Here is a 5,243-nt window from a genome sequence, read left to right on the forward strand (position 1 = left end):
GGACCGGGAGGCGTCGGCCCGGCCGCTTCGCGGAGATTGCCGGGCGGGACGTCCGGACCCACGCCACTGGAAAAAAAGATTGAGGGAGGGCAGGGCGAAGGTAACATGTGCGGACGGTGTGCGGGGGGGGGGGTGGCGGGGGCGCTGGTCCCGGCGCTGCTGGTGCGGTATCGGGGTGGACTGGTCGAGCGGGCTGGTCGGGCGGAGGGGCAGGGAGATCGGGCGGCGGGCTCGTGGCTTCAAGGCGACTCCTTCCGGCGGTCCGTGAACTCCCGATTTGACATGACCGGCATCACGTTGCCAAGGCCGCCGCGCGGCCGCGGGATGCGGACGGCGGCAGAGGCGGTGATCCTGGAGGGGTGGGGCCGTCTCTTCCAGGAGCGTGACCAGATGTCCATGTTGGATAAGCTCAAGGGCCTGTTGAAGGGCCACGAGGACCAGGCCGACAGGGCCGTCGACAAGGCGGGGGACGCCGTCGACGAGCGCACCCAGGGCAAGTACAGCGGCCAGGTGGACGCCGCCCAGGAGCAGGCGAAGAACCAGTTCCGCGACCAGCCGCCGCAGCAGTAGCAGCCCGAACCCGCCGTACGCCTGCGGCCCCGGTCAGGCCCGCCCGGCCGCACCGGGGCCCAGCTGGTCCGGGCCGGCGTTCAGGCGTTCCGGGCCGGGGCCGAGCCGTCCTGGACCTGCGGTCAGGCGCCCTGGTCCGGCGCGGCCTCGGCTGCGGGCTGCCGGGCCCCCGCCTCGCCGTCCGTGCTCCCGGCCCCGCAGTTCTCGCACGGTTGCGGCCCGGGCCGCTCGCGCAGGCGCCCGCACTCCGGGCACACCCGGTCCAGCCAGCAGGCCGCCTCTCCGCCTTCGTCCATGCCCCCGATTCTGCCCGGAGCGCCCGCGCCGACGCGAGTAGACACTGTCTACAGCGGCCTGGTAGACAAGGCCCATGACCGATCAGGAGAAGGACCTGCGCGCGCGCCTGGTGGCCGCCGGCATCGAACTGGTGACCAGGGAGGGCGTCCACGCCCTCGGCCTGCGCGAGATCGCCCGGCAGGCGGGGGTCTCGCACGGAGCCCCCCGCCGCCACTTCCCCACCCACCGCGAGCTGCTCGCCGCCATCGCGCGACACGGGTTCGGCAGGCTCACCGACACCCTGGCCGGCGCCGACGCACTGGCCGCCACCACCGGCGCGGCCCCCCGCACCCGGCTCGACGCGCTCGCCCGCGCCTACCTCGGCTTCGCGGCGGCCAACCCCGGCATGTTCGAGCTGATGTTCCGTCACGACCTGCTGGAGGGCAGCGGAGCCGAGCTGCGGCACACCACCCTGCCGATGTTCCACACCGTCGCCCGCCTGGTCGGCGAGGCCCGCCCGGAGTCCACCGATCCCGGACCGGCGGCCGCCGCACTGTGGGCGAACCTGCACGGCCTGGCCCAACTGCGCGCCTGGGGCAGCCTGCGGCTCATCACCGGCGGCGAGGACGTCGAACCGCTGCTGCGCGCCGCCCTGGACGCCCACCTCGGTCCGGCTCCCGGGGCCCTCCCCCAGGGAGCCGTCACACGCCCGTGAGGCCGTCGATGCTCTCCCGGAGCAGGTCCGCGTGGCCGTTGTGGCGGGCATACTCCTCGATCAGGTGCACCAGGATCCAGCGCAGCGAGACGGTCTCCGAGCCGAACACGGCCGCCGCCCGCTCGGAGAGGCGTCCGGTATCCTCCAGCGCCGCCGCGGCGGTCAGTTCGCGGCCCTGCTCGACCTCCGCCCGCCAGTCGGCCAGCGCCTCGGGCATCCCCCGCTCCGGGGTGAGCGCGTAGCCGCCCTCGCCGTCCGCGCCGTACAGCGGCGGCGCCTCCCGGCCGGCCAGCACCCGCTGGTACCAGGTGCGTTCGACCTCGGCGAGGTGCTGGACCAGGCCGAGCAGCGTCATCGTCGACGGCGGGACGGCCGCCAGCCGGACCTGCTGGTCGTCGAGCCCGGCGACCTTCTGCACAAGAGTCGCCCGGTGGAACTCCAACCAGCCTTCCAGCATGGCGCGTTCGTCCGCGTGCGGAGACGGCAGCGGCCGCCCGTCGAGTGTCGGTCCCATGGGCTCCACTGTGGCACAGTCGGGCGACCGGAGGCGATCATCCGACCGGCTCCAGGGCCCGGTCGCCCTGGTCCGCCAACGGCGCGGGCCGCCTGGCCCGGCGCCGGGCCAGGAGCAGCAGCAGGCCGAGCTGCACGGCCGCGCCCACGGCCGGCCCCACCCACACCCCGGTCACCCCGAGCGGCCCCGACAGGGCCGCGGAGACGGCGAGTTGGGCGCCCAGTCCGAGCAGCACGGAGAGCACCAGCGGCCGACCGGCGCCCGCCGCCTGGTGCACCCCGCCGAGGGCGACCACCAGCGCGTACGGGAGCAGGTAGAACGCCGCCATCCGCAGGAAGCCGACGGACTGCCCGGCCACCGCCGGGTCGTCGGTGAACAGCGCGGTCAGCGGGGCGGCGAGCGTCGCGGACAGCACCGCCGCGACGGCGCCGAGGAGCGCGGCGAGGCGTCCGGTGGCGCGGTGCAGCGCGCCCAACTCGTTGGCACGGCCCGCGCCGCAGAGGCGGGCGGCCTCGATCGCGGCAGCTTGCCGGAGCGCGTAGAACGCCATGGTGACGACCAGCAAGGCCCGGTAGCCGATGCCGTACCCGGCCACCGCCGCGACGCCGAAGCCTGCGACCAGGGCGAGTTGGGCCGTGCCGACGGCCATCCGGGCGGTGAAGTCCAGGCCAAACGGCACTCCCGCGCGGACGATCCGGCCAGCCGCCTCGCCGGTTCCCCCGGGGGGTGCGAGCAGCCGCGGCCGCAACCGCAGGGTGACGGCGAGGGCGACCGCCCGCGAGCCGGCCAGGGCCAGCGCGGCGCCCGTCACCCCGAGCGCGGGCACCGGGCCGGCGCCGAGGACGAGCAGCGGGTCGAGGGCGAGCAGCAGCGCGTTCGACAGCAGGGCCATCCGCATCGGGGTGCGGGTGTCGCCCGCGCCCTTGAACAGTTCGTCGGCGACGCGCTGGCCGGAGAACAGGGCGAACGCCGGGAAGGCGACGGTGAAGTAGTCGGCGGCGAGGGCGGCGGCGGCGCCGTCCAGGAAGGCGCCGGCCAGGCGGTCGCGCAGCAGGAAGCCGGGGACTGCGAGCGCGAGGCTGCCCACCGCGCAGAGCCGCCAGGCTGCGCGGGTGGTGCGGGCGGCGTCGTCCCGGTCGCCGGCGCCGAGCGCGCGGGAGAGCCGCACGCTGGTGCCGGAGCCGACCACCAGGACGAGCCCGAGCAGCAGGTTCTCCACGGTGCCGGCCAGGGTGACGGCGGCGACGGCCGCCCCGCCGAGGCCCGCCACCCAGAAGGTGCCGATCACCGAGGCGATCACGTTGGACAGCAGTTCGACGTAGACCGGTCCGGCCAGTGCGGCCAGTCGTCGCGACGGACGCCCGTGCATGCTTCCTCCCCGTTCCGCCACCGCCTGCCGGTGGCTCACCTCGAATAGAGATACCTCGTATCGAGGCACATCGACAAGAGGTAACATGGGGCGCGCCACAGGGCGCACTCCGACGAAAGGGCTTCGACCGTGCTGACCCTCGCGATCCTCGGCTTCCTGTACGACCAGCCGCTGCACGGCTACCAACTCAAGTCCCGGATCACCGGCCTCACCGGCCACGTCCGACCGGTCAGCGACGGCGCGCTCTACCCCGCCATCGCCAGGCTGGAGAAGGCCGGACTGCTGCGCCGCCGCGCCGAGCCGGGCAGCGGGGCCGCGCCGCGCCAGACGCTGGAGCTCACCGAGGAGGGCCGGACCGAACTGCGGCGCCGGCTGGCCGACCCGGAGCAGGCCGAGATCACGGACCAGATCCGCTTCTTCGCACACGCCGCCTTCCTGCACCACCTCGCCGACCCGCCCGCGCAGGCCACCGTGCTCCGGCGCCGGCTGGCGTTCCTGGACGAGCCGAGCAGCTTCTTCTACGACGGCGAGGGCCGCGCGGTCACCGCCGAGCTGGAGCCGAACCCCTTCCGGCGCGGCATGCTGCTGGTCGCCCGGGCCTCTACGGCGGCCGAGCGGGCCTGGCTGGTGGAGACCATCACCGAGCTGGACGGCCGGGTGCACTGACCCGCGAGGCCGGGGACACGACCCGGCGAGCGCGTTCGCACAGCAGCGCGAACGCGCGAAATCGCACGCTTCCGAACCGGCTCCCGGTCGGCCTCCGCGTCGCTATGATGATCGGCCTCACGTCCACGGCATCCCCTCCGCGGCGTGAACCCGCCACCGCGCCCCGCCCGCCCTCCTGGAGGCCGCCGTGCCCACCGCCGAGACCACAGCCACCCGCCCCGCGCCACTGACCCGGGACGACATCCCCGGCTGGTTCTTCCGTCTCGACCGGGCGGCCTTCGGCCACCTGCTGGCGGCCCAGACCACCGCGGGCGCCACCGGCGACATCCTCGAACTCGGCAGCTACCTCGGCCGCAGCGCCGTCCTGCTCGGCGACCACCTCCAGACCGGCGAACGGCTGACCGTCTGCGACCTGTTCGACTCCGAGGCGGGCGACGCGGACAACGCCGCCGAGATGGCGATGTCCTACCGCAAGACCCTCACCCGGAGCGCCTTCGAGGCCAACTACCTCGCCTTCCACGGCGAGTTGCCGGAGATCGTGCAGGCGCCCACCTCGGTGCTGGCCGACGGCCGGATCCCGGCCGGGAGCTGCCGGTTCGTCCACGTCGACGCCTCCCACCTGTACGAGCACGTCGCCGGGGACATCGCGGTGACCAGGGCGGCGCTCGCCGACAACGGCGTCGTGGCGCTGGACGACTACCGCTCGGAGCACACCCCCGGTGTGTCGGCGGCGGTCTGGGAGGCGGTCTTCACCGGCGGCCTGCGGCCGGTGCTGCTCACCCCGATGAAGTTCTACGGCACCTGGGGCGACGCCGCGGCCGTCCGGCAGGTCCTGCTCGCCCGCGACTGGCGGGCCGAGGGCTACACGGTGGACGACGACACCATCGCCGGGGAGCCGGTGCTGCGGCTCAACTACCAGGTCAAGGCCCCCGTCCAGCAGTCCACCTCGCGCCGGCTGGCGCTGGACCTGCTGCCGCCGGTCGCCACCCGGGCGACCCGCCGGGTGCTCCGGACGCTGCGCGAGCGCCGCGCCGTCCGCCCCGTTCCGGCGTCCTGACGCACCGGCGCGCCGACGCGCGCCCACAACTCCCCCCCCCCCCCCCCCCGGCAACGGCGACGGAGACGGGGGACAC

General features: G+C 74.9%; 7 protein-coding genes. 4 read left to right on the forward strand and 3 right to left on the reverse strand.

Going from position 1 to position 5,243, the window contains the following annotated elements; all coding sequences use genetic code 11:
• The first annotated feature begins 390 nt into the window (after window positions 1–390).
• Window positions 391–570 carry an antitoxin gene (locus ACFV61_RS27485; RefSeq protein WP_363373168.1) on the forward strand — a complete coding sequence of 60 codons (180 nt, stop codon included), beginning with the start codon at window positions 391–393 and terminating at the stop codon, window positions 568–570.
• Between the two features lie 122 nt (window positions 571–692).
• On the opposite strand, the gene ACFV61_RS27490 is transcribed toward ACFV61_RS27485, so the two are convergent.
• Complete coding sequence (locus ACFV61_RS27490) at window positions 693–866, reverse strand: hypothetical protein (RefSeq protein ID WP_380494460.1); 174 nt, start codon at window positions 864–866, stop codon at window positions 693–695.
• Window positions 867–940: 74 nt separating this feature from the next.
• Here ACFV61_RS27490 and ACFV61_RS27495 point away from each other — a divergent pair, with 74 nt between their 5' ends.
• The gene (locus ACFV61_RS27495) at window positions 941–1,561 is read left to right on the forward strand and encodes a TetR/AcrR family transcriptional regulator (RefSeq protein WP_380494463.1); all 621 of its coding nucleotides are present in this window, start codon (window positions 941–943) and stop codon (window positions 1,559–1,561) included.
• Here ACFV61_RS27495 and ACFV61_RS27500 read toward each other — a convergent pair.
• Both ACFV61_RS27500 and ACFV61_RS27505 read right to left on the reverse strand, forming a co-directional pair.
• Window positions 1,548–2,075 (reverse strand): DinB family protein, encoded by a 528-nt coding sequence (locus ACFV61_RS27500; protein WP_107452797.1) that lies wholly within the window; start codon window positions 2,073–2,075, stop codon window positions 1,548–1,550. The genes ACFV61_RS27495 and ACFV61_RS27500 overlap by 14 nt on opposite strands.
• Before the next feature lie 37 nt (window positions 2,076–2,112).
• On the reverse strand, window positions 2,113–3,444 hold the full coding sequence (locus ACFV61_RS27505; RefSeq protein ID WP_380494465.1) for an MATE family efflux transporter: 1,332 nt from the start codon (window positions 3,442–3,444) through the stop codon (window positions 2,113–2,115).
• A 129-nt stretch (window positions 3,445–3,573) separates the two neighbouring features.
• On the opposite strand from ACFV61_RS27505, the gene ACFV61_RS27510 reads away from it, so the two are divergent.
• Both ACFV61_RS27510 and ACFV61_RS27515 read left to right on the forward strand, forming a co-directional pair.
• Window positions 3,574–4,110: a PadR family transcriptional regulator gene (locus tag ACFV61_RS27510; RefSeq protein WP_380494468.1), complete on the forward strand. Its 537-nt coding sequence runs from the start codon at window positions 3,574–3,576 to the stop codon at window positions 4,108–4,110.
• 187 nt (window positions 4,111–4,297) lie between these two features.
• Window positions 4,298–5,167, forward strand: a complete 870-nt coding sequence (locus tag ACFV61_RS27515; RefSeq protein ID WP_063345995.1) for a class I SAM-dependent methyltransferase — start codon at window positions 4,298–4,300, stop codon at window positions 5,165–5,167.
• The last annotated feature ends 76 nt before the right edge of the window (window positions 5,168–5,243 follow it).

This window comes from Kitasatospora sp. NPDC059817 (assembly GCF_042731835.1).
Classification (GTDB): Bacteria; Actinomycetota; Actinomycetes; order Streptomycetales; family Streptomycetaceae; genus Kitasatospora.

Coding starts and splice junctions, on each gene's coding strand:
- ACFV61_RS27485 (WP_363373168.1), top strand. CDS start 391: ATGTCCATGTTGGATAAGCTCAAGGGCCTGTTGAAGGGCCACGAGGAC.
- ACFV61_RS27495 (WP_380494463.1), top strand. CDS start 941: ATGACCGATCAGGAGAAGGACCTGCGCGCGCGCCTGGTGGCCGCCGGC.
- ACFV61_RS27505 (WP_380494465.1), bottom strand. CDS start 3,444: ATGCACGGGCGTCCGTCGCGACGACTGGCCGCACTGGCCGGACCGGTC.
- ACFV61_RS27490 (WP_380494460.1), bottom strand. CDS start 866: ATGGACGAAGGCGGAGAGGCGGCCTGCTGGCTGGACCGGGTGTGCCCG.
- ACFV61_RS27500 (WP_107452797.1), bottom strand. CDS start 2,075: ATGGGACCGACACTCGACGGGCGGCCGCTGCCGTCTCCGCACGCGGAC.